This window comes from Halococcus sp. PRR34 (assembly GCF_028617175.1).
GTDB classification, from domain to species: Archaea; Halobacteriota; Halobacteria; order Halobacteriales; family Halococcaceae; genus Halococcus; species Halococcus salifodinae.
In genome coordinates this window covers 303,405-329,349 of the sequence record NZ_JAQJDA010000002.1, presented here as the reverse complement: position 1 = coordinate 329,349, position 25,945 = coordinate 303,405, and the positions used below count along the sequence as shown (strand labels likewise).

The window sequence follows — 25,945 nt, the reverse complement described above, 5'->3', positions numbered from 1 at the left end:
TTCGAAAGGCGCTTCGCGCCTTTCGTGATGACGAGGGAGCTTCGCTCCCTCGAACCACGCGCGAAGCGTGCTCCGGCGTTCGTTCCTTCGCCCTTCATCCACCAGGAGAGCGCAGCGACCGAGGTTCGCGTGGTTCAAATCCACTTCCCGTAACGATTTCCGAGGAGTAGCTCCGTAGACAGCAGAATTCAACGGAGAGACGATCGACTCGATCACGAATCTTTAGTAGGTGGGACAGAAATGCCGAAGCACGTTGGACAAGAGCTTCGGGCCGATCGTCGTTTCACAGTAGCGCACGTCATCGTGCGGCTGTGGGACAGGTTCGGCCGGCTCGCCAACTGTGGGCGGTTCGGCGACCCAACCGGCTTCACGACCGGCTGTGACCTCGCCGGGGCGTCACGCTGATTGGCACCTGGTTCGCGCGCTGCGCTCAGTCGTGCGTGAACCGTTTTCGTCGGTTCTCACTGCCACGAGCGCAGTGCGTGGGCTGCCTCGCTGTTCGATCACCCCTGAGCTGCCGAACCCACGCATATGCCAATCACGCCGTCGACGCGACCGTTCGACACCCAACAGCACCGTCTCTCCCTCGAACGACGAGTTGATCGAGGGCAATCCCCGGTTTCGCTATCGATTGGAGGGCGCTTTCGATGAAGCGCGCGCCCTACCAGTTGACCCTCGAATCGCGCGTTGCGGACGCGCGCCCAACGTACCGCTTCCACACCGCGGATGGCGTCCACTCGAAACGTTCGTTCCGGGACGCCGAACTCCTGCTAGTGGACGCGCTCTGGAACGCCGATCTCGGCCATCTCCTGAATCGCGCTGCGAACTACGGCGTGGTCGGGACCGTTCTCGCTGGTTGTGCAACCGCCGTCCACATGGTGGAATCGAGTGCTCGTGCGGCACAGCTCTGCGAACGAAACGCGGCCGAGAACGGTGCCGATGCAGCGATCACGCTCAACGCCGACGTCACCGTCCTCAATGAGACGTTCGATACGGTCGCATACGCCCCGAAGCCCTATACGCCGATTTCGGTCGGAAAACAACGTCTCGTCGACTCTCTCGCCATGCTGCGACTCGGTGGAACCCTCTATCTGGCGGCCTCGAAACGCTCCGGCCTCGCGCGCTACGAGGCGTGTCTCCAGGAGGTGGCTGCGACTGTCGAACGGGTCGCCGACCGCAACGGCTGTGCGCTTCTCGCGGCGACTCTCTCACCGTCGTTCGAGCCGCCGACGTACGTCTCGCCGCGAACGATTCATCCGAAAGTGAACGGGACGGCACTCTCGCTCGTCACCGTCCCGGGTCTGTTCTCGGCCGACAAACTGGACGACGGGACACGCCTCCTTCTCGAAACGGCAACGATCGAGGACGGCGAAACGGTGTTGGACCTCTGCTGTGGCTACGGTGCGATCGGGGCGTACGCTGGCCGGGTGGCGGACTGTGAGGTCTGGCTCAGTGACGACGACTGCGTTGCAACATCGTGCGCGGAGCGCAGCCTCCGCGCGTCCCAGGTGGACGGAACCGTCGTCACTGCCGATGGCGTTGCAGGCATCGCCCACCGGACGTTCGACAGCGTGCTCTGCAATCCCCCGACACACGCCGGTCACGGTGTGCTCTCGGAGCTGTTCGCCGGGATACACGGTGTTCTCGCTGCCGACGGCAGCCTGACGATCGTACACCATCGCGAACTCGACCTCCGGAACCATCTTTCCCGCTACGGAACAGTCGAAAGACGCCGAACGGGAACCGATCACGTCGTACTGAGCGCGACCGCCTGACTGGCGACGATTCGGCCAAACGGTCGATGATGAACCGATGCTGTATCCGTCCGGAACATGTAGAACCTTTACCACGACGGCTCTCGTCGGCGGTGTTCAGATACGGCTGAACAGTGAGGCGCGGTGTGATTTCAGTGATTCATGCGGAAATCCACCCGCCTCAACGGTTGTTTGGACGGGATCGAGTGAGGTTTTGTGAAGCGAGAAGCGACGCCGCGGCTGTTGATGAAGCTGAGTATTTCAGTTGCACCTCGCCGGTCTTTCGCTTTTAAATACTATCTCGATTCTCGACGTTTTCGGTGTTAGTCGCGCTCGATCCACGATCAATAACTGGGTTCACGAGGCGGAGTTACAGCCAGAGTCCGGCAAGACGCCGGACTACGTCGCGGTCGACGAGACCGCGATCCGACTCGACGACGAGCGCTACTGGCTCTACGCTGCGGTCGATCCCGAGTCGTACGAACTGCTGCACACGAAGCTTGAAACGACCATAAACAACGCTCTCGCTCATGGCTTCTCCGCCGAACTCCGTCAGAAGCACCACGTCGACGACGCCACGTTTCTCGTCGACGGCGCGACACCGCTACACGAAGCCTGCCGCCGCCGCCATGGTCTCGATTTCCGCGACGAACAGCATGGAAATCGTAACGCCGTCGAACGTGTCTTCCGCGAGGGAAAACGACGATCTCCTCGTTCTCGAACTGTTTCAGCCACGCCGATCCAGCAACTGCCGACGAGTGGTTGCGATCGTTCGCCGTCGCATGGAATCTGCGTATCTGAACACTACGCACCCGACGAGGAAAAACGGTTCACTCGTCGCGATCGAACGTCTGCGGTGCAGTGGTGGCCGCACTCACGCTGACGGCGGCGACGGTCTCGGCGACGTCGTGAACACGGACGATGTCGGCACCGCGCTCGGCCGCGAGCGCGCTCGCCGCCACCGTCGCCGGGAGTCGCTCGCCGGCTTCGCTGTCGACGAGGCCGAACATCGATTTGTGTGAATGGCCCACGAGGACGGGGCAGTCGAGCGCCCGGAACTCCCCGAGACGCCCGAGAAGTGAGAAGTCCTCACGCTCGGTTTTCGCAAAGCCCAGTCCGGGATCGACGATGATCTGCTCGCGGTCGAGCCCCGCCTGCACACACCGCCTGACGAGGGGTTCGAGCTCCCGGATCGCGTCCTCGACCACGTCGTCGTACTCAGGTTCGGCGTCGGGATCGACTGGCGCGTCGATACTGTGCATCACGACGATCGGACAGTCGAACTCGGCGGCCACGAACCGCATCTCGGGGTCATCGAGTCCGGAGACGTCGTTCACGATGTCGGCTCCGGCCGAAAGCGCCGCCCGGGCGACCTCGGCCTTCCGGGTATCGATCGAGAGCAGCGCGTCGACATCGGCGATACGCTCGATCACGGGGACGACCCGATCGCGCTCGTCGGCCACCGACACCGGCTCCGCACCGGGACGGGTGCTTTCGCCACCGATATCGATCACGTCGGCCCCCGCTGCGACCATCTCCTCGGCCTGCTTGACCGCGGCGTCGGTCTCGTCGAACTCGCCGCCGTCGTGGAAGCTGTCGGGCGTGACATTCAAAATCCCCATGACGGCGGTGCCGTCGTCCCACGGGCGGCTCGTTTCCAGCGCCGTATCACCATCGGGACCGCTGCTCGCGGTATCGATGTCGAGCGCGCGAGCGATATCGGCGGCGAGCGGGCCGAGCCCGTATGGCTGGGCGTCGAGCTTCGCGACGAGGCGTTTGAACTGGGCGAGCGTGCCCGCGAGAACGACGTCGAGTCGCTCCTCGTTCTGGTCGTTCAACCCCGAGACCGCACACTCGCCGCCGAGCGAGAGCAGCTCTTCTTTGAGATACTGGGCCTGGCGCGGTCGTACCCGCGTTTTCAGGGTACGGTGAACGGTTTTCCCTCGCATCCGGTAGACGCCGGGATCGGTGACGTGCGCCCCGGAGAGCACGCGGCGGGCGTCGTCGAGATCATCGACACGTTTCGGGACGTCGAGGCGACTCCACCGGGTCCGGGCCTCCCGGACGGTGTAGAGCGAGCCGCAGACGACGACGCAGTCGTTGGGATCGGCGGCCGCGACTGCCTCGGCCACCGCGTCGGTGACGGCATTGCGGGATTCGACGGCGACGCCCTCGCGCTCGAACGACGTCGCGAGCACGCCCTCGTCCTCGGCGCGGTCGATGTCGGGCTGGCAGGTGACGGCGCGATCCGGCGTCGGGAGCGCCTCGACCATGCCTCGGTGATCCTTGTCGGCGAGCGCGCCGAACACCACGTGGAGATCGTCGTACTCGAACTCGTCGAGGACGCTCGCGAGGCGTTCGCACGCTCCGGGGTTGTGTGCGCCGTCGAGCGCGATCAGTGGTTCGCGGCCCATGACCTCGAACCGACCGGGCCAGTGAGCCCTGCGGAGGCCGTGCGCGAGATCGTCCGGTTCGACCCCGACACCGAGTTCGTCTGCGACGTGGCGGGCGAGCGGGACCGCGACGCCGGCGTTGTCGGCCTGGTGTGCGCCCACGAGTGGGAGTCGGGTCTCGACCGTCCAGTCGTCCCCCACAAGCTCGATGCGCCCCTCGATACCGACGCGGCCGTCGTAGCTCACGGCGATGTCCTCGGTGCCGGATCCCACCGTCACGACCTCGTCGGCCACCGTGTCGATCCCCGACCGTGCGTCGCCGGTCGCGGCGGTCACGAGCGGCCCGTCGCTGGGGGCGACGTGGGCGAGGTCGCGTCCGATCTCTTCTACTGTGTCGCCGAGCACGTCGGTGTGTTCGAGCGTGACGCTCGTGACCGCACTCGCCACCGGATCGACGACGCTGGTCGCGTCGTACTGCCCGCCGATGCCGACTTCGAGCACCGCGCAGTCCACGTCCTGGCGGGCGAACTCCCAGAACGCGAGCCCCGTGATCGTCTCGAAGAAGGTCGGCGAATCGCCGTCGGTCGCGCGATCGACGATGTAGGGCCGCACCGCTTCGACGTACTCCGCGAGAGCGGCCTCCGTGATCGACCGGCCGTTCACCGTGACGCGCTCGCGGACCGAATCGAGATGTGGCGAGGTGTAGAGTCCGACATCGAGTCCCGCCTCGCGGAGGATCGACTCGGTCATCCGGGCGGTCGATCCCTTCCCGTTCGAGCCCGCGATCTGGACGAACGCGATCCCGTCCTGTGGATCGTCGAGTGCGGCCAGAAGGTCGCGCGTCGCGGACAGCCGCGGCTTGGGGGGGTAGCGCCGCAGCCCGAAGAGGAAGTTCGCGGCGTCGTGGAACTCCATATCGGATTCCCGTGGGGACGTGGTTTGAGGGTATCGGACGGGCTCGCTCACCCCGTTTCCCACGACTCCTCCCCGTATAGGAGACTGTGTTGAAAATATCGGATCGTTTTCCGTGGTCGTCCGCCCCACCGAGACGACTGTGATCTCAGCAGTATCCCGAGAGCGCCTCGTAGGCCTCGCGGGCGGCCTCGTCGGGGCGATCGGGGTAGGTGTAGAGTTCGAGCGTGGCGAACCCGTCGTAGCCGACATCGTCGAGCGCGTCGAAGATCGCGCGGAAGTCGAGGTCGCCCTCACCGGGAATCCGGTGGTAGTGTTTGCCTCGAACGCCGCCGACGATGTCTTCCAGATGAACGCCCGTGATGTGGCCTGCACTCCGACGGATCGCTTCGGCGGGATCCTCGCCGTAGACCGCAGCGTGGCCGACGTCGAGGTTGATCCCGAGCGAGTCGCGGCCCACATCGTCGATGAGGTCGAGCACTTCCTCGGTGCACTCCACGAGGAGTTCGGGCTCGTATTCGATCCCGATCTCCACGCCGTGCTCTTCGGCGTAATCGAGGATCGAATCGAGCGAGTCGCGGAGATGCTCGTGGGCGCGTTCGGGCGGCGTGCCGGGAAGCGGCCGGCCAGTGGCGAGACAGACCGCGGGCGCATCGGTCAGGGCGGCGAGATCGATCGCACGTTTCGTGTACTCGACCCGCCATTCGCGATCGCCATCGTCGGCGGTGACCACGCTCGGATCGAAAAACGAGGAGGGCGGCGCGTCGTCGTAGTAGCCCGTCGCGGTGTTGGCGTTGATGTTCGAGACCCGTAGTTCAGAGTTGTCGAGCGCCGCGACCAGATCCTCCTCGTTGGCCTCGTCAAACTCAGGGAAGTACGCGTGGGGTTCGTCGCCCAGGACCTCAACGCCAGCGTAGCCGTGATCGGCGATTCGCTCGACCGCTTCAGGCAGCGCGTGGCGGGTGTAGGCGTTCGTCGAGAACGCGAGATCGACCATACCCATCCGAACGGCCGTCCACGACAAACACCTTACGAGGCACCGCCCCTCACGAGACGTCGAACACCTGGGCGAGTCCGACCGCAGGAGCGAGAAAGACGAGCACGACGAGCGCCCACGCGACGCCGGCGACTGCCGCGAACGCCGCGTCGAGGATCACGAGCCCGAGCACGCAGGCCCCCACCGCGGGACCGACAGTTCGAGGGCGAGGATCGACGTACGCCGGTTCGAGCGCGCGCCCGGTCCACGCGAGGAAGCCGGCGACGAGTACGACCGCGAGTCCGGCCCGGACGATCGGCGGACCGACAGTCGCGACCAGCCCGAGCACCGCCGCGGCGGCCACGACGACGCCGGCGGCCGTGGCAGCGACCGCCCCTCGCGGGGTGTCGGTCGCCTCGTTCGCAGCCATGTACGTCACCAGGGCGATATAGAGCGTGACGACCGCCGGCACCGAGAGCGCCCACGGTGGGAGGGCGACCGCGCTCGCGGCGGCGGCCGTCCCGAGGAGGACGTTCAGCCCGCGTGCAGTCCCCATCGCGAGGAAACCGACGGGACCGCCTTTCAGTACGCCATCGTAGAGTGCGATCGTGGCCGCGAGCGCCGCCGCGAGAACGCCAGCACGCAGGCCGGCAGCGACGAACGCGAGCGCGACACCCGCGACCAGCAGCGATCCGCCGAGCACGCCCGCCGCCTGCCGCGACACCTCCCCCGAGGGGATCGGTCGTTCGGGTCGCTCGGTCGCGTCGATCGGCGCGTCGAAGTAGTCGTTTAATACTACGCCGCCGGCGTACAGCAGCACCGACGCGAGACAGAGGCCGACGAGCGCGGGAATCGGGACCGACGCGCCGGCCGCAGTCGCAAGCGCCGCGCCGAGCAGGACGTCCGGCGGCGCGCTGAAGAGGTTCGGGACGCGCACCAGGCTCGCGTAGGCCGCGACTCGCTCCCGCGGACTCGACTCGCCGACGGCCACCCTCTCAGACCCACCCGCCGTCTTCGAGGTAGGCCATCGCGTCGCGGGCGGTCTCGGCCGCGGTTTCCTCGTAGGGGTAGAGCTCGACCGTGACGAACCCCTCGTAGCTCCGGTCGTCCAGCGCGCCGAGGAACCCGTCGATGTCCATCGCGCCGTCGCCGAGCTGGGTGTGTTCGTGGCTCCGATCTTCGGGGATGTCTTCGAGGTGGACGTGATCCACGAACGGTTCGAGCGCGTCGAAGGCCTCGACGGGGTCCTCGCCGACACAAAAGAGGTGGCCGGCGTCGAAGTTACACCGAATCCGGGGATGGTCGATCCGGTCGGCGAACTCCTGGAACTCGGCGGAGGTCTCGATCAGGAGATCGGGTTCGGGTTCGACGTGGAGATCCACGCCCACGTCCTCGGCGACCGGGAGCACCTCACGGAGGCTCTCGACGAACGTATCGAGCGCCCACTCGCGGGATTTTTCGTCCGGAATCGGCCCGCCGGGCTCGATCGAGATGTAGTCGTGATCCAGCGCGGCTGCGGTCCGCAGCGCGGCCTTCGTGTAGTCGATGCGCTCCTGGCGGTAGTCGGGGTCGGGCTCGACGTACGAGGGATGGTGGAACCCCTCGATCGCCGTGAGCATGAACGCGTTGCAGTTGCTGATTGCGAGTGCGTGCTCGTCGAGCGCGTCGTGCACGTCGGCGACCGTCTGGTCGTCGACGTCGTGGGGGTAGAGATGCGGCCGGTCGAACAGGAGTTCGATCCCGTCGTAGCCCGCGTCGGCGACGATTTCGATCGTTTCTTTCCAGTCGTACTCGCGGAACGCGTTGGCCGAGAACCCGAACTTCATCGTGGGTCGTACTCGAAGTTCGGCGACTGATCGAAGAACTCGTAGGGGTTGTCGAAGACGACTTTCTTGACGTCCTCGCGTGGCCAGCCCCGATCGAGCATCTTGTCCCTCGCCTTCGGCACCGCGAGCGGATCGGAGGGATCCCAGTCGGCGGCGCTGTTGAAGAGCATCTTGTCGGTCCCGTACTCTTCGAGGAGATCGATCGCTTTCTCGTCGGCGATCTTGCCGGGGTAGAGCGTGAAGCCAACCCAGCAGTCCGTCGTGAGAGACGTCTCGATCGTCTCGGGGGTGTTGTGGTCGATGACGATGCGTTCCTGGCTCACACCTTCGTCCTCGATGATCTCGACGATCCGTTCGGTGCCTTCGAGTTTGTCTGTGTGTGGCGTGTGGATGATGACCGGGAGTTCGCGCTCGTCGGCCATCCGGAGCTGTTCGCGAAGGGCCCACTCCTCGTCGTCGGTTCCCTGATCGAACCCGATCTCGCCGAGGCCGACGACGTTCTCGCGGTCGAGGTACTCGGGGAGGCGTTCGAGGACCTCTTCGGCCATCTCGCGGTAGTTCGCCTCCTTGGGTTCGAGCCCGATCGTGACGTAGTGATCCATCCCCGCCGCGCGCTCCGCGCGGTCGGTCTCGAAGTCGATGATCTGCTCGAAGTAATCGAAAAAGGAGCCGGCGTGCTGTTTGTCGGTCCCGCTCCAGAACGCGGGCTCGATGCAGCACTCGACGCCGGCACGGCGCGCACGTCGGTAGTCGTCGGCCGAGCGCGACACCATGTGCATGTGCGGGTCGATGATCTCCATGTCCGTGGGTGGGTGCCGGACGCACTACTATGTGCTGATCGTACACGCTCGGTTCGCGACTCGATACCATCGTTGACGGTTGGCGCGCGCTCGTGTGCGAACGAAGTGAGCGCCGAGCGCGGACACTGCGCGAGGGATGAGCGAGGAGCGTAGCGACGAGCGAATCGGCTGGGGAGGTATGTGGGCTGTTGCGGTTCTCATCTGAGCTGAGTCAGTATTCGTCGTGTCGGAGTCGGCTGCTATGAGAATCGAGTCGACTGTCTTTCAGGACGTTTCGACTGACGACTCACACCGTTCGGTGCCGACATCACAAAGTAGGTGTGTCTCGGAACCGTCGTCTCAAGCGATGCAGCGACGGAATTCTGAACCGATCGGGAAACAGGGGAGCGAATCGCAGCCATGCCAGCAGGAGAAGGCAAGCGCCACGATGGTCGGGCGGTCGCGGTGAGCGCGAGAATCGGCGTGTGGCTGATCGGGGCACGCGGAAACGTCGCCACGACCGCGATGATCGGCGCGCACGCGATCGCTCGCGAGGCGACCGCCACCGACGGGATGGTGACCGAACGCGCTCCCCTGACGGATCTGGACCTTCCAGCGGTCGAATCGCTGGTGTTCGGCGGCCACGACATCCAGGCCGGCAGCGTCGTCGAGACGGCAGAACGCCTCCACGAACGCAACGGCGTTCCCGATCGAGACACCCTCGACGCGGTTCGGGACGACCTCGCCACGATCGACGACCGGATCGTGACCGGCACCGCGCGCAACTGCGGGCGCACCGTCGCGGAGATCGCCGACGATGCAGCGTTCGACGACGAGACGCTCTCGATTCGGGAGATCGTCGAGCGCATCCGTGCCGACTACGCCGCCTTCCGCGAGGATGAGAGTCTCGATCGGGTCGTGGTGGTGAACGTCGCTTCCTCGGAGCCGATGCCGACCGATCCCGACCAGTACGACTCGATCGCAGCGATCGAGGCCGCGCTCGACGCCGACGACCCGCTGCCGGCGAGCGCGCTCTACGCCTACGCCGCCATCGACGACGGCCACCCGTTCGTGAACTTCACGCCGAACGCCGCGAACGCGCTCGGTGGGATTCAGGACCTCGCCGAGCGCGAGAACGTCCCCCACATGGGCCGTGACGGCAAAACCGGCGAAACGCTCCTGAAGAGCGCGCTCGCGCCGATGTTCGCCGGACGGAACCTCCGAGTGCTCTCGTGGGAGGGCCACAACATCCTCGGGAACCGCGATGGGGAAGTGCTCGAAGACGACGCGAACAAAGCGGGCAAGCTCCAGAGCAAGGGTGGCGTCCTCGACGAAATTCTCGACGACGACATCCACAACCGGGTCAGAATCGACTACACGCCCGCGCTCGGCGACTGGAAGACCGCGTGGGACGACATCCGATTCCAGGGCTTTCTCGACACGCAGATGAAGTTGCAGTTCACGTGGGAGGGGTCGGACTCGGCGCTCGCCGCACCGCTCGTGCTCGATCTCGTTCGGCTCCTTGCCCACGCCGACGCACAGGACGAAGGCGGGCTCCAGCCCCACCTCGCCTCCTTCTTCAAGGACCCGCTCGGTGTCGACGAACACGATCTCTCTCGGCAGTTCGAACGACTCTCCGAGTACGTGGACCGACACACGAACGCAGCGACGACCGAGGTGGAGACGGAGAACTCGCCATGACCACCGAACCTGACGACGACGGAACCACGACAACCGCTGGCGGAACCACAAGTGCCGGCCGGGCGATCGTCCTCGACGTCATCGGCCTCGAACCCGACCACCTCGACCGAGGGCTCGCACCGAACATCGCCGATCTCGTCGGCGAGCCCGCGCGGGCGACGCTCGAACCACCGTTCCCGGCGGTCACCCTTCCCGTGCAGACCACGCTCGCCACCGGACGCTCGCCCGAATCCCACGGCGACGTCTCCAGCGGCGAGTACGACCGCGAGCACGACGTGGCCGCGTTCTGGGAGCGCGACCGAGCCGACCGCGACCGCCTCTGGGAGACCGCGAGCGACGCCGGCCTCACCACCGGCGTGTTCTGCTTCCAGCATCTCATCGACACGACCGCCGACGTCGCGCTCACGCCCTCACCGATCGAGGACGAGGACAACAACATCCTCGAAATGAACTGCTGGACCAACCCCGACGACTTTTACGACGATCTTCGGGAAGAGCTCGGCCACTTCCCGCTGCACACCTACTGGGGACCGGGCGCGAACGAGGAATCGTCGACGTGGATCCTCGACGCCGCGAGCGAGGCGATCGAGCGCCACGATCCAGACCTGCTCTGGATCTACGTCCCCCACCTCGACTACGACGGTCTCCGACACGGCTCCAGCGACGAACTCGACGACGCGATCGGCGTCGTCGATGATCTCGTCGGCGAGTTCATCGACGGCCTCCGTGGCGACGACCGGTGGGACGAGACGGTCGTGAACGTCGTCAGCGAATACGGTTTTCACGACGTCGATACGCCCGTGTTTCCGAACCGTGCGCTCCGCGACGCCGGACTGCTCTCGGTGATGGACGACGGCGAGGGTGGCGAAGAGGTCGATCTCGGCTCGTCGAGGGCGTTTGCGATGGTCGATCACCAGGTGACACACGTCTACACCGACGAGGGGAGTGTCGATGACGCTCGTGAGGCGCTCGCCCCGCTGGACGGCGTCGAACGCGTGCTCGGTGGTGAGGGGAAGGTCGAGTACGGCGTCGATCATCCGAGCGCGGGCGACTTAGTGCTCGTCGCGGAGTCCTCGGCGTGGTTCCAGTACTACTGGTGGCGCGAGGAAAGCGATGCACCGTACTACGCGACCGACATGGACATCCACGCCAAGCCCGGCTTCGATCCCTGTGAACTGTTCTTCGGCGACAGCGGCCTCGCATCGCTCGACCCGACGCTCGTCGGCGGCTCACACGGCCGCCGGGACTGTGAAGGGTTCTACGGGCTCGGCGGTCCGGCCGCACCCGCGTCGGTGCCCGAGACGGTCGACGCGCGGACGGTCGCACCGACGCTCGTCGACGTTCTCGACATCGATGTGGAGATGGAGTTCGAGACCGACCCGCTCTGAGAGGCGCGGTCCGAGGCCACTACGGACCCCATTTCCACCACGACGGGAGCGTCGAGGCGTGGGCGGTGATCTGCGGGAACACCCACACCGTGCCGGCCGCGACGAGGACGGCGAACGCGGCAGAGCCGAGCGCCGATCCCGAGAGGAGGTCGATCGTCGCGCCGCCGTAGGCCGCGACCAGGACGAGCAGGTTGTGGACGACGGCGCGGGCGAGAAGCAGTCGTGGCGTTAGCGGCGGCCACGAAAGCCTCGTCCATCCGGTTCGGATCGTCCCGATGGCGATCGCGGCGGTCGACAGCGCGACGATAGCAGCGAGTTTCACCTCGGCGTTGGCGGATGCGTCGAGTAGACTGAAAAGTGCCGGCAAGCCGAGTATCGCGACCTCCGCACAACCGAAGAAGACGCCTTCGATCCACCGCTCGACGCCGACTTTCTCGGCGGTTCGTGGTCCGGCCTTGCGCCGTTCGGTGGCGTTGTCGGATCCGCTATCCGGCGACACTGTTCTCGATTCACTCCGGCAGTTGATACATGTTACTACTGACCACGTGGTGGTATACCACGACAGATCGCGGCAGGCTACCTCAACCCTCCTGCCCGACGCGGATGACCTGGAGAAGCGATTCGACCGGCACGCCCTCCAACTCCCCGACACCGCGCTTGTCGACCAGCACGCCACAGCCGACCGGCGTGCCACCCTGCTCGGTGATGGCGTCGATCGTCTCGGTCATCGTCGTCCCGCTCGTGATGGTGTCGTCGACCACGTAACACTCCCGCCCGCGGATCTCGGCGAAGTTCCGTGAGAAGTTGCCGCTGAGGTCGTCGATATCGCCCTCCTCCCACTGGTGTTTCCGGGGCGCGTAGGTGGCGAGATCGGCGTCGAGTTCGAGCGCCACAGTAGTAGCGAGCGGCGTGCCGGCCTTCTCGATCCCGACCACGAGATCGATCTCTTCGTTGTCGGCAGCCGCGCCACCGAGCAGGTCGGCCATCGCGCGGCCGACGTACGAGAGTCTCGTACTATCGCGGCCGAACGCGCTCCAGTCGACGTGGATGTCTTCGAGCGCGTCGGTCGGTGCGGGCTCCCGGGTCGCGGTGCCGCCGCCGCGTTCGACCAGCCAGCTCGCGGTCTCGCGCGAGACGTTGAGCTCGTCGGCGATCTCGCCGTTCGAGAGCCCCTGGTCAGCCAGTTCGTTCGCGCTGCCGATCAGGTCGTCGACGTTCTTCATCGCCGGGGGTTGCGCCCGGCGTGTAATAGGTGTGTTGTCGTCGGGTCCGTCGGACGTACGGGATCAGTACGTCCGTCCTCGCCGGCCAGCGTCAGGGCGCGTGTCGGTCCGCATCGGCGACGTGCCGTCACAGCGGTCCGCGCCCGCGGCGATGGTGTCGAGCGTGAACGGATCGGTCGAATCGCTCCGTCTGGCGCTCGCGCTCGCGTGTTTCATACACGACAGCAGCGTATCGGTCGCGGCCCCGCGGCTCGTGACGTAGCCGATCGAGCGCTCGTTCACCGTCCCGCCGGCGCGCTTCCGGCACGTCAGCCGCCAGCGCCCGGCCATATCGAACGATAGCGGGTCCGATCTGTCGGCCTTCGTTGCTTCCACCTCGAAGGTGTCGTACGCGAACACGAGTTCGTCCTCCTCGGCGTGTTTGCACACCCACCCACACGGTAGCCGTACGTCTTCGGATAGTGTACTCATTCTTCTCCCCCTGTCCCGACAAACACTTACCAACCGTCTTTCAGTTCTGCCTGCGGCTGCCGGCACACTATATAGCCTCCCGTCCGCGCTCCCGACTCTGCTGCCGGTCTCGTGTGCCATCGATCGGCGATTGACCGTCGTGGCGCCGCGATTCAGCGGACCGACCATCCACGCAACTCCATCGACGGGCGCAGTTGACGCGCCGTCAGGCCGCGTCGTAGCGGATCGGCAGCGACTCCACACCGTAGATGAACGAGCTTCGCGTCGGCGAGAGGTCGGTGTCGGCGAGCGCCAGTCCGTCGACTCGCGAAAGCAGTTCCGACAGCGCGACGCGGGCTTCGAGTCGGGCCAGCGGCGCGCCGAGACAGTAGTGCGTGCCGTGGCCGAAGCCGAGATGCCCGGTGGGCGCGCGATCGACCACGAACTCGTCGGCGGTTGCGAACTGGCGGCTGTCGCGGTTCGCCGAGCCGAGCCACGCCACGAGTCGGTCGCCTTCCTCGATCGTTTCGCCGCCGAGCGTGACGTCGGACCGCGCGACGCGCGTCATCGCCTGCACGGGTGCGCGATACCGCAGCACCTCTTCGACAGCAGTCCCGATGGCGTTCTCCTCGCCCGCCAGCTCGGCGAACAGATCGTGGTTCCCGAAACACCGCACGGCGTTCGTGATGAGGTTCGTGGTCGTGATGTTGCCGGCGATGAGCAACAGCATACACATCCCGAGCGCCTCCTGCTGGGGGAGTGTGCTGCCGTCGGACAACTCCGCCGTGGCGATCGTCGAGAGGAGGTCGTCGCGCGGGTTCTCGCGACGGTCCTCGATGAGTTCGAGGAAATACATCGCCATCTCGCGCTGGCTCGCCTGCTGTCGTTCGGCGACTTCTGCACCCGCCTCGCCGTCCGCGGCCGCGACGAGCGACTCCGACCATTCCCTGAACTGCGCGCGGTCCTCGCTCGGCACGCCGAGGACCTCGGCGATCACGATGACCGGGAACGGATAGGCGAGTTCGTCGACGAGATCCATCGTGCCGTCGTTCGTGGCGAGGGCGTCGTCGAGCAGGTCACCCATGAGTTCGCGGAGGCGCGGTTCGAGTTCGGCCACGACGCGCGGACTGAACGCCTCCTCGACGATCGCGCGGAGCTCGTCGTGGCGCGGCGGGTCCTGAAACAGCATCGTATCGAGGATGAGTCCCTCGCCCTCGCCGCCGGCTTCGACGAAATCACTCGCGTTGCGCGGGTCCACCGAGAACGTCTCGTCGTCGCTGATGACACGCTTGACGTCTGCGTGGCGGAAGACGTCCCACGACCCGCGTGCCGGATCGTACCGCACCGGCGACCCCTCGCGCATCTCCTGGTACCACTCGAACGGTTCGAGCCACGCGTCGGGCTCGGTGAGCGCCTCGGGAAACGCCTGGATCCCCTGCGGGTCGGCGGAGCTCATACCTGTTGGTACTCGCCTACTAACTATCAACCTTTCCCGTCACGTTCCCCGGACGGTCGGCCTAGTCTCCACCAGTCATGACTCGCCGTTCTCACCGTTCGGTACGGGGTGTAGAGCAACGAACCGGGCGACTGAAACGGATGGTCGAGCGCGCCTCAGGAGAAGTCGATGTCGGCGGTGTAGCGATCGACGAGAAGCACGAGCGCGCCACCGACCGCGGCGACGGCGAGCACCGATCCGATCGCGGTCGGTGTCGCGACGGGCGTGTTGTTGATCACTTCAGTCGCGGGTAGGCGAAGCGCGCCGACCATCAGGCTCACGAGGAACGTCAACGTCGCCTCTCGGTAGTTTGCGAGCGCCCACCGGATGGCGTAGGCGATCGAGAAGAGACCGACGAGCGCACCAGCGCCGAACGCGAGGATCACGATGCCTGGTTCGATCAGCACTTCGAGGCTGCCGCCCGACGCGAGGCCGACGAGTCCGTCGGTGAACTCCGTGAGGGTGCCCGTCAAGAACTCGTACTGGCCGAGAACGTAGAGGAAAAAGGCCCCCGAGATCCCGGGCAGGATCATGCCGGCGATCGCGATCGAGCCGGCGACGAGTACGAACAGCGGCGAGTTCGGCATCGAGTTGCTGACTTCCGGCCCCGAGAGCGCGAACGCGAGCACGAACCCGAAGACTGCGACCGCGACTCGTCGTGGCGTGTCGAGCGAGACGTGGTCGTAAAGCACGATCGCCGAGGCCGCGATCAGGCCGAAAAACAGCGCCGCCACGAGCCCCGGGTAGGTCTCGAAGGCGTAGGTCATAACCTGTGCGACGGTGACCAGCGCCGTGGCGATCCCTGCCCCGAGCGCGAGTAAGAAGGGAACGTCCATTGCCACCAGCGCGGCCCGGAGCTCGGCGCGCTCCGTCCGGCGGTGGACCCGCGGCAGGTACCGGAGCACGCCCGGATCGAGCGCCGTGATCGCGGCGATCAGCCGCTCGTAGATCCCCGTGATGAGCGCGATCGTCCCGCCCGAGACGCCGGGCACTGCGTCCGCAGCCCCCATGAACATCCCCTTGAGGTAGACGATGAACCACTCACGCATCGACTCTCGCCCGCTCATCGTGCTACCCGTGCTTGGCTCGGTGCTGTCCGAGCCGCGCCGGCGACACGCTCGCCGGGAGCCGCCATCGCGCTCGCGTTCGTCGTGTTCGTGCCGGTGGAGCCGTTCTCGGTGGTTGAGGCGTTCGTCGCGGCACTCGCGTTGCCGCTCGACGTGCCGTTCGTCGCGTTCCCGGCCGTCGCATTTCCGGCCGAGGTGTTCGTCGGCAGCGACACCGATTCCTGCTGGAGATCGACCGTGACGCTCTCGTTGGTGCGGCCGATCACCGCTCCCTCGGAGACGTCGGTGGTCGCGTTCCACCGGGTCGCGTTGTCACCGCCACCCTCGACCGGCGTCTGGAACGTGTACGGCCCGTTCGCCTGGACCGAGACGTTCGTCGCGCCTTGCTCGGTCCCCCACTGGTCGTAGCCGGTGGTGGAGTACGGCAGCGTCATCGTGAACGCACCTTGGTCGTCGGTCGTGGCCTGCTGGGTGTAGTTGAACGTGCTTTCGGAGCCGGGCATACCCATCTCGACGGTGGCTTCGACAGTTGTATTCGCCGGGCCGGTGCCCTCGACCGTCGCGCCGGGCACCCGCTCGAACGTCTTGACCCAGCTCGGCGACGTGGGGACCAGCTCGCTCGCGTTCAGGCCCGTCGCCTGGAGTCGCTGGAACAGGCTCTGGGCGAGCTGTCTCGAGGGCTGCTGGCTCGCGTCGGCCAGTCGGTAGTGTTCGAGTGCTGCCACGCGTTCCTGGGGATAGGCTCCGACACCACCGATCTGGGCCGAGCCGTCCTCCTCGACGAACGCCCGTGCGGCCGACATGTTGTCGAAGCGCTTGATCGCCGACTCGTTGCCCGACGGGACGGATGCCTGTGCTGTGGAGTCGCCCTGCGGGATCGGACTCTCGTAGTCGACCACGACCGGCTCGGGTTCGACCGCGCTGCCGTGGAACGAGTACAGCCGGGTCCGCATCGTCTCGTAGTGGCGCTGCTCGTAGGCGTAAAACGCGAGCGAGGGCTGTTGGCTCCCCGGTTGCTGGGTCACGATCGGCGTCACGTCGTCGTAGATCGACAGCGGGCCGTCGTTGTACCACGTGAACGGCGCGGTGAACAACGCCCCGCCGGCGGGATCGGCCATCCGCCAGTCGATCATCACGTAACGCACGCCCTCGCCATCCTCCGTCCGTGTGATCTCGTTGGCTCGCGAGACGTCGTCGGCGAGCAGGAAGTTCGCGGCCTGACGGGCGTTCTGCTGGAAGGGGTTCGCCGTCGGGATGCGCTCGCCGAGCGTCGTGATCCAGTGGCCGTAGTCCCACCACGATAGCACGCCGTAGGCTCCGTCGGGGTAGTCGAAGTCGTCGGTACGCTCGTACTCCCCGTAGTAGTCCATCGAGTTGTTGTGCCCGCCGTAAGTCCCCTCCGCAGGCGTGTTGTTCGCCATCCAGTCGAGGCTTCCGCTCCAGCCACGGACGGTGGAGCCGGGGTACGAACGCTCGTCCGCATGGCCGCCGGCACTCGTCAGCGCGGCGCCGCTGCCCACGACGAGCGGTGCGGTGATGAGCAAAACGACCGCGAGCACCGTGAGCACCTGATAGGCCTCGAGGTTCCGGAGGCCCGTTGCTGCATCACTGGAAGCGAGAAATCGGATCAGCTCCCCGACGAGGACGGCGTTGAGCACGCAGATCGGGACGATGAGGTAGTAGTCGAACCGGGTCTGGGTCAGCGTCGCCGCGATCATCAGTGCGGTCCAGACGAGGACGAACACCGCAGCAGCCGGCTGTTTGCTCCGGCCGAGCGCGAGTCGCACCATCAACACCACCGCACCGGCGATCCCGGTGAAGAAGGCGAGCCCGTAGGAGTTCCGGAAGAAGCCGAGCGCCTGGTTGACCGCTTCTCCGAACGGCACGCCGGCCTGGAAGGGCGGCTGGGCCTCGCCGACGGTCAGCGATGTCGCGCTCGACCCGAGCCCCACGATGCGTTCGAGCTGGTTGAGGAAGTACTCGAACAGCGAGGGTGTGGCGACCGCCATCACGACCGCACCAGCGACGAACAGCCCGAGGATCGTCCCCGGGTAAGCGAGTCCCGGTAAGTCGCGTGCTTCGACCGTCCGGGCGAGCCACGCCATGAACACGCAGCCGATCGCCCCCAGGAACGCGAGCGCGGGATGGAGCAGCGAGAAGCTGGTCACGCTGATCTCGGTCGACTGGAAGGTGACGAGCGTGAGCACGCCGACGACCGACAGCGCGACCGCACTCACGATGGCGACGTGTTCCGGACTCTCGCCACGCAGATACGCGGCCGGTAGCGCGACGAGGAGGAAGACGCCGAAGATCCCGACGAGCAGGAGGCCGGGTGGCCACACCCAGATGTAGACCGAGATGGCGATCCCGGCGAGGACGGCCCAGCCGATCGGTCGGCGCAGGCTGGACACGTCGCGCTCGACGAACTGCTCGTAGACGGGTTTCTCGCGCTCGGCGACCGTGAGTGCGATCACGATCACGGCGACCGCGAGCACCTGGAAGAACGCCTCCGCTGCGTGGTGGTCCGAAAAGCCCGCGACCGAGCGTGCGAGGAGCGTGCTCGGCGAGAGCGCGAGGATCGCTACCCCGACTACGCCGCCGAACCGGCCGCCGAAGCGTTTGGCGAGGAAGTACGCCGGGATCGCGACGAGCGTCCCGAACACTGCGGGCGCGAACAGCAGCGTGAGGGCGGTGGTCTGCTCCGAAGGGCTGCCGAGCCCGATCACGAGCGCCGCGGTGGCGACGATCTGATCGTACAGCGTGCCGAACTGGCCGATCGCCGTCCCCGTGGGGAAGCTGGTCCACGGCTCGAACGGCAGCGTCGACGGCCAGTTCACGACCGTGTACTCCACCTGTCGGAGGTGATACCAGGCGTCGTTGCCGCTGAAGAGGACTTCGCCGTCGACGACGAATCGCCGCCAGTTGCGCACCCGGATCCAGAACATGAACCCGACGAGAACGACCAGAAGAGGAACGTGATACCACGACTCGACGGCGTCGAGCGCGGGGAGTCGCTCGGCGAGTTGCTCCCGGCGTTGACTCATTGGCGCTATCCACCCCCGAGACGCGCATAAGGCTTGTGAAACGTCCGATCACCGCCCGACGGCGACGGTTCGCACGATCGATCGCTCCGCACACCCGGTTCGAGCGCCGCGATCGCCGTATCCACAACTACAAGACGATCGGCCGTTCGACTCGACACGAGAATGGCCCACCTAGCCGCACAACGGAGGTGTCTCCTCACAACCGATGCTCGATCGTGATCACGTCATCACCGCGAAGAACCTCTCGCGCGCCGACATCGAGACGGTGCTCGATCGTGCGGCCGCCATCGAGCGCGATCCCCCGGACCGGGACCGCCACGCGGGGCGGCTGCTCGGGCTGTGCTTTTTCGAGCCGAGCACGCGCACGCGGATGAGCTTCGAGGCCGCGATCAAGCGCCTCGGCGGCGACGCGCTCGACATGGGGCCGGTCGATTCCTCCAGCGCGACCAAAGGTGAGAGTCTCGCCGACACAGTACGAGTCATCGAAGGGTACGCCGACGCGCTGGTGCTCCGCCATCCCAGCGAGGGCGCGGCGACGATGGCGAGCGATTTCGTCGACGTGCCGCTGCTCAACGCCGGCGACGGCGCGGGCCAGCATCCCACGCAGACGCTGCTCGATCTCTACACCATGCGCGAGAACGCGGGCGGGCTCACCGATCTCACGGTCGGGATCATGGGCGATCTGAAGTACGGCAGGACTGTACATTCGCTCGCGTACGCGCTCACCAAGTTCGATGCCAGTCAGCACTTCGTGAGTCCGGAAAGTCTGCGGCTTCCCCGTTCCGTGCGGTACGACCTCCACGAGGCCGGCGCGCAGGTCCGTGAGCACGAGGATCTCGATGACGTCCTCTCCGAGCTCGACGTGCTCTACGTCACCCGAATCCAGCGCGAACGCTTCCCCGACGAGAACGAGTACCGTGCGGTGGCGGGCGAGTACCGCATCGACGCCGAAACCCTCGACCGCGCCCGCGACGAGTGCATCGTGATGCACCCGCTGCCGCGGGTCGACGAGATCGCGCCCGATGTCGACCCGACCGATCACGCCCACTACTTCGAGCAGGCCCACAACGGCGTTCCCGTCCGGATGGCGCTGCTCGATCTGCTGCTCGACGATACCGACGATGGGGAGGCCGTAGACGCTACCGAGGACGACAGCGCGAACGGAGGGTCTCGATGAGCGAGCGCGACGACCACGAGCTCCGGATCAGCAAGATCGAAAACGGCACGGTGATCGATCACATCGCGGGCGGGCACGCCCCCGACGTGCTCGCCATCCTCGGGATCGGCAGTTCGACCGACGAGGTCGTGAGCGTCGGGATGAACGTCCCGTCCGATCGGCTGGGCCACAAGGACGTCGTGAAGATCGAGGGCCGCGAACTCAGCCAGGACGAGGTCGACGTGATCTCGCTGATCGCGCCCGCGGCCTCGATCAACATCATCCGGGAGTACGGTGTCGCCGAGAAACACCGTGTCGAACGCCCCGCCGTCGTCGAGGGCGTGCTCTCGTGTCCGAACCACGACTGCATCACCACCGACGGCGAGCCCGTGACCTCGCGGTTCGAAGTGCTCGACGACGGCGTGCGGTGTGCGTACTGCGAGACCATCCTCCGCGAAAACCTCACCGAGCACATCGACGTCTGAGCGGCGACACCGGACCGATCCACATCGAACCGCGGTTCGACTCGCGGCGTGATGCCACAACGATTATGTTCGTCTGTTCTGTCGTATCGGGTGATGTCTCGAAAACTCACCGCCGTGGTCGCGTTGTTCGCAATCGTTCTCGCGGTCGCTGTCGCGCGTCGGTAGGCCGACACGGCGATGGCGGCCTTCCAGTGTTCCGTGCCGTAGTGGCGACAACGGTTCGGCGGGCGGATCGATGGCTTGCAACAGCCACCCGAAGAACGAACTCGTGGCGGGGAGCGGAGGAAGTATGGCCGATCCTGGCGCTCGATTCGGGTTCGATTTCGTGACGACGCTCGTTGGATCAGGACACACACTACTGCTCACGGCGGGAATCGTCCGTTACGGCGACCGGTTCCAGTTCACGACCACCGAGCTCTACGCCCTCGGCGGTGGGGGGTTACTGGTCGTCGGGCTCCTGTTCGGTGTCGTGCTCGCTGCCACCGGCTCGAAGTAGCGTCCGAACGAACCGCTTACCCCGTGGCGGCTCCCAGCACGGGTATGTTCGGGGTCGTGACGCGCAACGCCGAGGAGCTCGACTGGCCGACGTTCGATCGGCGATGCTACGAGGTCAAGTCAGTGAGCGGCCAGGCCAGGGAACCGATCGCCGGCGCGACGAGCATGATCGCGTGTCACGCCGACACCGCGGCCGCCGACGCGAGCCCCGAGCTCGCCCCCGTGACCGAGGACGGCGACCTCGCCACCCGCGAACGCCAGTACTTCGACTGGGGGTACGTCTGCCCCACCCATCCCGACTACCGCGAGGGCCTGCTCGAAACCATCGCGGACGCGGCCGACACGAGCGGCGACGTCCGCCTCGACGACGTCGGCTTCCCCCGACCCGAGTACTGTTTCTGCGATCGCTGCGTCGAGCGATTCGCAACGAGCGAGTACGACGACCGCTTCGCGTGGCGCGCGTCGGTCGTCACCGAGTTCGTGGGCGAGGCCGCCGACCGGATTCCCGGCAAACTCTCGCTCACGCTCCACCCCGATCCCTACCCCGGGCATCTCCACGAGCGATCGGGACTCGATCTGGATGGGCTTTCCGAACACGTCGACGAGTTCGTCGTCCCGCTCTACGACACGGCCTACGGCACGACCTACTGGCTCGAATCGATCGCGAGCGGGTTTCGTGACGCGCTCGACGCACCGCTCGCGATCGAACTCTACGCCGTCGACATCGAGATCGAGAATCTGGTCCACGCCGCCGAGGTCGCCGACGCCTACGCGACCGACGTCCTCTTCGGCTACGACGCGAGCAACGCCCAGGCCGCGATCCGGCGGCTGAATGCCGAGACGCGAGAGGGAAAATCCCACGGGTAGTCAAGCATCGGTCCACGGAAAACGGATCGTGATGCCGACAGCACTATTTCGTCGGCGGCGAGCATGCGTCCATGAACTATCGTCGAGTGTCGCGGTGGCTCGGTCTCGTGGATTTCGCCGTTGTGGGCGGATTTCTCGCCGTCGTTGGCGTGCCGAAATCGGTCGGCATTGCGTTCCCGCTGGGCTGTTTTCTCGTGGCTGGCGTGTTGTTCGTGCTCGCTGGTTTCGACACCCCACTCACGGCGCTGGTCGGCTGGCACCGTCTCTGTGGGGCCGCCTACTTCCTGCTGGCGGTTGCACTCGTCCTGAACGCCACGTTCGGTTTCCTCCGTGACGAGGGAGCGACGTTTTCCACCGTGTGGATGGTCGGCTTCGCGCTCGTGCTCGGATTCATCGGTGTCGACCTCGCTCGTGGCGGACGGCACGTCGAGATCGATCCCGACGAGACGGCCTGAGCGGACCACGAGCACGGCTGAGTGCTCCGACGGCCGAACACCGGGGCGCGAGAGGGAGTGAGAACTCGATGGGCGACGAATCGCCGACTGCCGTCACGGCGGCCGGCCGGCGGGACAGCGATCGGTCAGCGGTCAGTACGGCTGTGCGTTCGCGAGTGCGGACGGGACGATCACGTCGACGTCGGCCCGATCGATGTATCGGAGCTGTTCGCGAAACCCATCGATCGAGAGGCGTGTCTCTCCGATCGTGTGGTACATCAGGGTTGCAACGCTCCCGAACTGCTCGGCCATGTCGATGGCCCGTTTGACGGCGTTCGAATCGTCGCCGTTCACTCGTGGCACCCATCCCGGCTCGGTGATCGCCCACGGGGCCGTCGAGGAGCCACCGGCGAAAGCGAGCCGGTGGTACTCGCCGACGAGGTCGAGCGTTTGCTCGTCGAACGCGCCGAACGGCCAGATCAGGCTCTCACCGCGCTGCTCGAACCCTTCGTCGAGGAGCCAGCGCTTCGATCGCTCGACGAGGGCGCGCTGGTCGGACTTCGATAGCGACGGGAGCGGCGATCCCTCACGCTGGGGATGGGAGGCCATCTCCCAGCCGTCGGCCGCCATCTCGTGGAGCTCCTGCCGGCCGATCCGGTTGTCCTCGCCCACCAGCCACGGGATCACGCCGACAGTGCCGGCGAAACCGTACTCGTCCATCAGTGGTTTCGCGGCTTCCAGCTGGGTGCGATCGCCGTCGTCGAAGGTCAGAATAACCGCGCCATGGCGGCGTTGTGGCGAGTCCCTGACCCGAAGCGCGCCTGTCGTGAGACCGAGCGATTTCCCACCGCCGGTGTACGATTCGACCGACAGACCGCGGACGGCGGTCGGATCGGGCGCACCGATCGTCTCTCCCGGAGCAACGTCGAGGCGGATGGCCCCCTGCCGCCGTTTGCAGTAGCGCTGCATGGTGAACTGGTTGCGTTCATCTGGCGCGAACAGCCGGATCCGGAGGGTCTCCGTGGCGGCCCGTTCGAGTTCGATACCCAGCGACAGCGCCGCAGTAGTCAGGTCGATTTCCCTATCGAACGTCGTCGAGATTCCCGTTCGCGTCGCGCTCGCCGGCGAATCGAGTCGCACAGCGGTTTCCGTCCCGTCGTCTCGCCAGTCCGTCGGCGTGATCTTCCCGTTAGTGGCCGTCCACTCCCCGAGATCGGTGACGGTAGACAGTGGCCTGCCGGCCGCACGAGCACGTGCTCGAACGTCGTGCGCGTACGCGAGCTGCTCGGCGCTGCTGTTCGTTTGGGACGACGAACTGTTGGAGTCTGTGGGCGATTCACCGGACGATGATGGCTCGTCTGCATCCTCTCGGGCCGAGTCCGCCATCGTTACCCCGAACATCGCTGCCAACGACGCCGACAGCGACCCAAACACCGTGAGGGCGTCGCGGCGTCGAAGCTCGTCCATTCGCTCGTTTCTCGAATGATTTCGGCATCTGTCTTCTGTTTCACCAACGACTTTCTACCGATAGTGTATCCGTGCAATCAGGAATCCGTTTGCGACGATTCCGGGTGAGACGAGTACGCTTGATTGCGATCGCTGCCGTCGCTGTGACCGAACCGCCCCACCAACGAGGCGGAAGACGAGACGACTGCGTTGGCCGCATCACGACGAATCGAAACGCGGTAGTCAGTCACAGTGCAATCGTCGCGGAACACGAATGGTCCGATTGGCACGCATCGCCGTCTTTCCGATCAAATCGCTCGATCCCGTCGCGTGCGACACGGCACGGATCGTCGAAAACGGCGGGCTCGAACACGACCGCGAGTACGCCATGATCGACGACGACGGCCGCTACATCAACGGGAAGCGCACTGCGAAGGTCCATCGGATCCGTTCATCGTTCGACCCCGGATTCACCGAGGTCGCGCTCCGTCGGGAGGGCGACGATAGTGCCGAGCGGTTCGATCTCGAAGCCGATCGTGAATCGGCCGAGAACTGGCTGAGCACCCATTTCGATCCGCCAGCCCGGCTAAAGCGGGAGACAGCCGGCGGGTTCCCCGACGATACCGACCTCTCGGGACCGACGCTCATCAGCACTGGGACGCTCCGTGCGGTCGCCTCGTGGTTCCCCGAGATCGATGTCGAGGAGCTGCGGCTCCGACTGCGGGCGAACCTCGAAATCGACGGCGTTCCGCCGTTCTGGGAGGACCGTCTGTTCGCGGATCACGACCACCTCGTCGCGTTCGAGATCGGTGACGTCGTGTTCGAGGGGATCAACCCGTGTCAACGATGTGTCGTGCCGACACGCGATCCACACACCGGCGAGAGTCACGACGAGTTCCAGCGGGTCTTCGTCGAGAAGCGCGAGGAGACGTTGCCCGAGTGGACGGATTCCGACCGATTCGATCACTTCTTTCGGCTGATGCTCAACACGCAGGTTCCCCAGTCGGACTGGGGAGCAGAACTCGCGGTCGGTGACGAGGTCGAGATTCTCGGCGAACGGCCGATGGAGAAGCGTTCCGAGTCAGCGTAAGAGCGACAGCGAGTCCCGTTACGTCTCGTCGTGGAGTCGTTCAGCGCGTTCGCTCGCGCCACGCAACCAGGTCCTCACGATCGCGAGTGTCGGCAGGGAGGTCGCTGAACCACTCGGCGGCCGAGATCTCGTCGTCGGGATCGGCGACCGTGGTGGCGGTGGTCTCGGCCACGGCGGCGAACACTGGCATCACGCCCCACGTGGCGTGGTCGTCACACCGAACCTCGATCCGCGCGGCGATGGCGAGGCCATCGTAGTGCGCCTCGATTCCGGCCTCCTCGGCGAGTTCGCGCTCGGCGGCCGCCCGGAACCCCTCGTTGCCGTCGATCTCGCCGCCAGGGAGGACCCACAGTCCGACGCCCTCGTGGCGACACAGCAGGAGTTCGCCCGATGGCTGATAGACGATGGTGTGTACGCCGTACGGCGCGCCGGTCTCGCGGATGCGCTCGGCGAGAGTGCGAAACCGCTGTCGCGACACCCGACGGTGGTGGGTGGTCTCCATTGTCGGCTCGCGGCCGTCGAGGAGGTCGTGGTGGGCCCGCGCCGCGCGCTGGTCGGCCTCGTCGGCGAGAAACCAGAGCTCGTCGAGGGTCATCGTTCGGCGTCGGGACGGAGCGGTGGGCTCCATGGACTGCGACGGTTCGACGACACCAGTGATCGAACATGCAAAATCATGGAGGTGGGTTCGTCGGCCCCTGACATAAACGTTCAGCCGGCGAGAGTCCGACCGGGCGAATCCACGCTGTTTTTATCCGACCGAGCGGTAGCGGAGCCATGAGCTTCGAGGAAGACGATCAGGTACTCTTTCACGACGAGCACAGCGAGTACGACGGCGAAACCGGCACCGTCACGCAGGTGATGGAGACGATGTTCGGCGACCCGACCTACACCGTGAACTTCGAGGACGGCCAGGAATCGGGCGTCCCCGAGGACTCGCTCGAACCCGCCGAGGACTGAACGCAGT

The 25,945-nt window shown here is 66.0% G+C and carries 23 protein-coding genes and 1 pseudogene; 11 read left to right on the top strand and 13 right to left on the bottom strand.

Annotation, left to right across the window (positions count from 1 at the left end; all coding sequences use genetic code 11):
• Positions 1 to 647: 647 nt before the first annotated feature.
• Together PHA81_RS04910 and PHA81_RS04905 are read left to right on the top strand one after the other, a co-directional pair.
• On the top strand, positions 648 to 1,775 hold the full coding sequence (locus tag PHA81_RS04910) for a methyltransferase (RefSeq protein WP_005044776.1): 1,128 nt from the start codon (positions 648 to 650) through the stop codon (positions 1,773 to 1,775).
• Between the two features lie 195 nt (positions 1,776 to 1,970).
• Positions 1,971 to 2,555, top strand: a pseudogene (locus PHA81_RS04905) (IS6 family transposase).
• Between the two features lie 29 nt (positions 2,556 to 2,584).
• Here the strand turns inward: PHA81_RS04905 and folP are convergent.
• From folP to PHA81_RS04880, 5 genes are all read right to left on the bottom strand, one after another.
• Complete coding sequence (folP, locus tag PHA81_RS04900; protein WP_005044772.1) at positions 2,585 to 5,062, bottom strand: dihydropteroate synthase; 2,478 nt, start codon at positions 5,060 to 5,062, stop codon at positions 2,585 to 2,587.
• Positions 5,063 to 5,207: 145 nt separating this feature from the next.
• A complete protein-coding gene (locus PHA81_RS04895) occupies positions 5,208 to 6,056 on the bottom strand; it encodes a sugar phosphate isomerase/epimerase family protein (RefSeq protein ID WP_005044770.1) in 849 nt (282 codons plus the stop codon).
• Positions 6,057 to 6,105: 49 nt separating this feature from the next.
• Complete coding sequence (locus PHA81_RS04890; RefSeq protein WP_005044767.1) at positions 6,106 to 7,026, bottom strand: UbiA family prenyltransferase; 921 nt, start codon at positions 7,024 to 7,026, stop codon at positions 6,106 to 6,108.
• Positions 7,027 to 7,030: 4 nt separating this feature from the next.
• Entirely contained in the window at positions 7,031 to 7,861 is an 831-nt protein-coding gene (locus PHA81_RS04885) for a sugar phosphate isomerase/epimerase family protein (protein WP_005044765.1), read from the bottom strand.
• The gene (locus PHA81_RS04880; RefSeq protein WP_005044763.1) at positions 7,858 to 8,661 is read right to left on the bottom strand and encodes a TatD family hydrolase; all 804 of its coding nucleotides are present in this window, start codon (positions 8,659 to 8,661) and stop codon (positions 7,858 to 7,860) included. The genes PHA81_RS04885 and PHA81_RS04880 overlap by 4 nt, the downstream gene beginning before the upstream one ends.
• 399 nt (positions 8,662 to 9,060) lie before the next feature.
• Between PHA81_RS04880 and PHA81_RS04875 the strand changes: the two genes are divergently transcribed.
• Together PHA81_RS04875 and PHA81_RS04870 are read left to right on the top strand one after the other, a co-directional pair.
• Positions 9,061 to 10,341 (top strand): inositol-3-phosphate synthase, encoded by a 1,281-nt coding sequence (locus PHA81_RS04875; RefSeq protein WP_005044761.1) that lies wholly within the window; start codon positions 9,061 to 9,063, stop codon positions 10,339 to 10,341.
• Entirely contained in the window at positions 10,338 to 11,729 is a 1,392-nt protein-coding gene (locus tag PHA81_RS04870) for a nucleotide pyrophosphatase/phosphodiesterase family protein (protein ID WP_005044758.1), read from the top strand. Before PHA81_RS04875 ends, PHA81_RS04870 begins: the two co-directional genes overlap by 4 nt.
• Positions 11,730 to 11,748: 19 nt before the next feature.
• On the opposite strand, the gene PHA81_RS04865 is transcribed toward PHA81_RS04870, so the two are convergent.
• The 6 genes from PHA81_RS04865 to PHA81_RS04840 form a co-directional block, all read right to left on the bottom strand.
• Positions 11,749 to 12,228: a hypothetical protein gene (locus PHA81_RS04865; RefSeq protein ID WP_005044756.1), complete on the bottom strand. Its 480-nt coding sequence runs from the start codon at positions 12,226 to 12,228 to the stop codon at positions 11,749 to 11,751.
• A gap of 82 nt (positions 12,229 to 12,310) precedes the next feature.
• Positions 12,311 to 12,952, bottom strand: a complete 642-nt coding sequence (gene gfcR / locus PHA81_RS04860; RefSeq protein WP_273835535.1) for a transcriptional regulator GfcR — start codon at positions 12,950 to 12,952, stop codon at positions 12,311 to 12,313.
• Between the two features lie 63 nt (positions 12,953 to 13,015).
• A complete protein-coding gene (locus PHA81_RS04855) occupies positions 13,016 to 13,423 on the bottom strand; it encodes a hypothetical protein (protein ID WP_241430410.1) in 408 nt (135 codons plus the stop codon).
• 205 nt (positions 13,424 to 13,628) lie between these two features.
• Positions 13,629 to 14,858: a cytochrome P450 gene (locus PHA81_RS04850; protein ID WP_005044746.1), complete on the bottom strand. Its 1,230-nt coding sequence runs from the start codon at positions 14,856 to 14,858 to the stop codon at positions 13,629 to 13,631.
• A gap of 155 nt (positions 14,859 to 15,013) precedes the next feature.
• Positions 15,014 to 15,964 carry a DUF368 domain-containing protein gene (locus PHA81_RS04845; protein WP_005044744.1) on the bottom strand — a complete coding sequence of 317 codons (951 nt, stop codon included), beginning with the start codon at positions 15,962 to 15,964 and terminating at the stop codon, positions 15,014 to 15,016.
• Positions 15,961 to 19,008, bottom strand: a complete 3,048-nt coding sequence (locus PHA81_RS04840; RefSeq protein WP_005044743.1) for an oligosaccharyl transferase, archaeosortase A system-associated — start codon at positions 19,006 to 19,008, stop codon at positions 15,961 to 15,963. The genes PHA81_RS04845 and PHA81_RS04840 overlap by 4 nt, the downstream gene beginning before the upstream one ends.
• Before the next feature lie 205 nt (positions 19,009 to 19,213).
• On the opposite strand from PHA81_RS04840, the gene pyrB reads away from it, so the two are divergent.
• From pyrB to PHA81_RS04815, 5 genes are all read left to right on the top strand, one after another.
• Positions 19,214 to 20,185 carry an aspartate carbamoyltransferase gene (gene pyrB, locus PHA81_RS04835; RefSeq protein WP_005044742.1) on the top strand — a complete coding sequence of 324 codons (972 nt, stop codon included), beginning with the start codon at positions 19,214 to 19,216 and terminating at the stop codon, positions 20,183 to 20,185.
• Positions 20,182 to 20,649, top strand: coding sequence for an aspartate carbamoyltransferase regulatory subunit (gene pyrI, locus PHA81_RS04830; protein WP_005044740.1), 468 nt, complete (start codon positions 20,182 to 20,184; stop codon positions 20,647 to 20,649). The genes pyrB and pyrI overlap by 4 nt, the downstream gene beginning before the upstream one ends.
• 289 nt (positions 20,650 to 20,938) lie before the next feature.
• On the top strand, positions 20,939 to 21,145 hold the full coding sequence (locus tag PHA81_RS04825) for a hypothetical protein (protein WP_273835530.1): 207 nt from the start codon (positions 20,939 to 20,941) through the stop codon (positions 21,143 to 21,145).
• Between the two features lie 44 nt (positions 21,146 to 21,189).
• Entirely contained in the window at positions 21,190 to 22,011 is an 822-nt protein-coding gene (locus PHA81_RS04820) for a hypothetical protein (RefSeq protein WP_005044737.1), read from the top strand.
• Between the two features lie 71 nt (positions 22,012 to 22,082).
• Positions 22,083 to 22,466 (top strand): hypothetical protein, encoded by a 384-nt coding sequence (locus tag PHA81_RS04815; RefSeq protein WP_005044735.1) that lies wholly within the window; start codon positions 22,083 to 22,085, stop codon positions 22,464 to 22,466.
• 132 nt (positions 22,467 to 22,598) lie between these two features.
• On the opposite strand, the gene PHA81_RS04810 is transcribed toward PHA81_RS04815, so the two are convergent.
• Positions 22,599 to 23,912, bottom strand: coding sequence for a polysaccharide deacetylase family protein (locus PHA81_RS04810; protein ID WP_005044733.1), 1,314 nt, complete (start codon positions 23,910 to 23,912; stop codon positions 22,599 to 22,601).
• Between the two features lie 253 nt (positions 23,913 to 24,165).
• Between PHA81_RS04810 and PHA81_RS04805 the strand changes: the two genes are divergently transcribed.
• On the top strand, positions 24,166 to 24,981 hold the full coding sequence (locus PHA81_RS04805; RefSeq protein ID WP_005044732.1) for an MOSC N-terminal beta barrel domain-containing protein: 816 nt from the start codon (positions 24,166 to 24,168) through the stop codon (positions 24,979 to 24,981).
• 40 nt (positions 24,982 to 25,021) lie between these two features.
• Here PHA81_RS04805 and PHA81_RS04800 read toward each other — a convergent pair whose 3' ends face one another.
• A complete protein-coding gene (locus tag PHA81_RS04800) occupies positions 25,022 to 25,576 on the bottom strand; it encodes an NUDIX domain-containing protein (RefSeq protein WP_273835526.1) in 555 nt (184 codons plus the stop codon).
• 179 nt (positions 25,577 to 25,755) lie between these two features.
• Here PHA81_RS04800 and PHA81_RS04795 point away from each other — a divergent pair, with 179 nt between their 5' ends.
• The gene (locus tag PHA81_RS04795) at positions 25,756 to 25,938 is read left to right on the top strand and encodes a DUF1918 domain-containing protein (protein ID WP_005044728.1); all 183 of its coding nucleotides are present in this window, start codon (positions 25,756 to 25,758) and stop codon (positions 25,936 to 25,938) included.
• The last annotated feature ends 7 nt before the right edge of the window (positions 25,939 to 25,945 follow it).

What these genes read in the sequence shown, in the direction of transcription:
- PHA81_RS04850 (WP_005044746.1), bottom strand. Translation starts at nt 14,858, where the DNA reads ATGAGCTCCGCCGACCCGCAGGGGATCCAGGCGTTTCCCGAGGCGCTC.
- gfcR (WP_273835535.1), bottom strand. Translation starts at nt 12,952, where the DNA reads ATGAAGAACGTCGACGACCTGATCGGCAGCGCGAACGAACTGGCTGAC.
- pyrB (WP_005044742.1), top strand. Translation starts at nt 19,214, where the DNA reads ATGCTCGATCGTGATCACGTCATCACCGCGAAGAACCTCTCGCGCGCC.
- PHA81_RS04815 (WP_005044735.1), top strand. Translation starts at nt 22,083, where the DNA reads ATGAACTATCGTCGAGTGTCGCGGTGGCTCGGTCTCGTGGATTTCGCC.
- PHA81_RS04840 (WP_005044743.1), bottom strand. Translation starts at nt 19,008, where the DNA reads ATGAGTCAACGCCGGGAGCAACTCGCCGAGCGACTCCCCGCGCTCGAC.
- PHA81_RS04880 (WP_005044763.1), bottom strand. Translation starts at nt 8,661, where the DNA reads ATGGAGATCATCGACCCGCACATGCACATGGTGTCGCGCTCGGCCGAC.
- folP (WP_005044772.1), bottom strand. Translation starts at nt 5,062, where the DNA reads ATGGAGTTCCACGACGCCGCGAACTTCCTCTTCGGGCTGCGGCGCTAC.
- PHA81_RS04800 (WP_273835526.1), bottom strand. Translation starts at nt 25,576, where the DNA reads ATGACCCTCGACGAGCTCTGGTTTCTCGCCGACGAGGCCGACCAGCGC.
- PHA81_RS04845 (WP_005044744.1), bottom strand. Translation starts at nt 15,964, where the DNA reads ATGAGCGGGCGAGAGTCGATGCGTGAGTGGTTCATCGTCTACCTCAAG.
- PHA81_RS04805 (WP_005044732.1), top strand. Translation starts at nt 24,166, where the DNA reads ATGGTCCGATTGGCACGCATCGCCGTCTTTCCGATCAAATCGCTCGAT.
- PHA81_RS04810 (WP_005044733.1), bottom strand. Translation starts at nt 23,912, where the DNA reads ATGGACGAGCTTCGACGCCGCGACGCCCTCACGGTGTTTGGGTCGCTG.
- PHA81_RS04820 (WP_005044737.1), top strand. Translation starts at nt 21,190, where the DNA reads ATGTTCGGGGTCGTGACGCGCAACGCCGAGGAGCTCGACTGGCCGACG.
- PHA81_RS04875 (WP_005044761.1), top strand. Translation starts at nt 9,061, where the DNA reads ATGCCAGCAGGAGAAGGCAAGCGCCACGATGGTCGGGCGGTCGCGGTG.
- PHA81_RS04825 (WP_273835530.1), top strand. Translation starts at nt 20,939, where the DNA reads ATGGCCGATCCTGGCGCTCGATTCGGGTTCGATTTCGTGACGACGCTC.
- PHA81_RS04885 (WP_005044765.1), bottom strand. Translation starts at nt 7,861, where the DNA reads ATGAAGTTCGGGTTCTCGGCCAACGCGTTCCGCGAGTACGACTGGAAA.
- pyrI (WP_005044740.1), top strand. Translation starts at nt 20,182, where the DNA reads ATGAGCGAGCGCGACGACCACGAGCTCCGGATCAGCAAGATCGAAAAC.
- PHA81_RS04895 (WP_005044770.1), bottom strand. Translation starts at nt 6,056, where the DNA reads ATGGTCGATCTCGCGTTCTCGACGAACGCCTACACCCGCCACGCGCTG.
- PHA81_RS04870 (WP_005044758.1), top strand. Translation starts at nt 10,338, where the DNA reads ATGACCACCGAACCTGACGACGACGGAACCACGACAACCGCTGGCGGA.
- PHA81_RS04910 (WP_005044776.1), top strand. Translation starts at nt 648, where the DNA reads ATGAAGCGCGCGCCCTACCAGTTGACCCTCGAATCGCGCGTTGCGGAC.
- PHA81_RS04795 (WP_005044728.1), top strand. Translation starts at nt 25,756, where the DNA reads ATGAGCTTCGAGGAAGACGATCAGGTACTCTTTCACGACGAGCACAGC.
- PHA81_RS04855 (WP_241430410.1), bottom strand. Translation starts at nt 13,423, where the DNA reads ATGAGTACACTATCCGAAGACGTACGGCTACCGTGTGGGTGGGTGTGC.